The organism is Streptomyces sp. MB09-02B (assembly GCF_033794485.1).
GTDB lineage: Bacteria > Actinomycetota > Actinomycetes > Streptomycetales > Streptomycetaceae > Streptomyces.
Genome location: NZ_JARGEE010001008.1, coordinates 1 through 537, shown reverse-complemented (window position 1 = coordinate 537; position 537 = coordinate 1). Strand labels below are relative to the sequence as shown.

Genomic DNA, 537 nt, shown 5'->3' with positions numbered 1-537 from the left:
CCCCCCCGCCCCCCGAGAGGAGTTGACGAGAAGATGAGCCTGCGATCCCGTATCGCCGCCCCCGACGAGGGGGCAGCCGGACGCGAGGACGGACACCTCGTGGCCGTCTACCGCGCCAAGCTCCTCGAAGAGATCGACCTCGCCGAGATGTCGGCCCTGACCGCAGCCGACCGCAGGGCCCGCCTGGAACGCGTACTCGGCCACATCATCAGCCGGGAGGGCCCGGTCCTCTCCTCGGGCGAACGCTCCGGGCTCATCCGCAGGGTCGTCGACGAGGCCCTGGGCCTCGGCGTCCTCGAACCCCTCCTCGCCGACGCCTCGATCACGGAGATCATGGTCAACGGCCCCGACGCGATCTTCGTGGAACGAGCCGGCCGCGTCGAACAGCTCCCCCTCCGCTTCGCCTCGACCGACCAGCTGATGCAGACGATCGAACGCATCGTCTCCACGGTCAACCGCCGCGTCGACGAATCGAACCCCATGGTCGACGCCCGCCTCCCCACCGGCGAGCGCGTCAACGTGATCATCCCCCCGCTC

At 70.0% G+C, this 537-nt stretch carries 1 protein-coding gene; it reads left to right on the top strand.

All coding sequences use genetic code 11. The features are described 5' to 3' along the window. Window positions 1-33 precede the first annotated feature (33 nt). Window positions 34-537 (top strand): ATPase, T2SS/T4P/T4SS family (locus tag P1P70_RS45595; protein ID WP_319248490.1); only part of this gene is annotated, 504 nt, incomplete at its 3' end.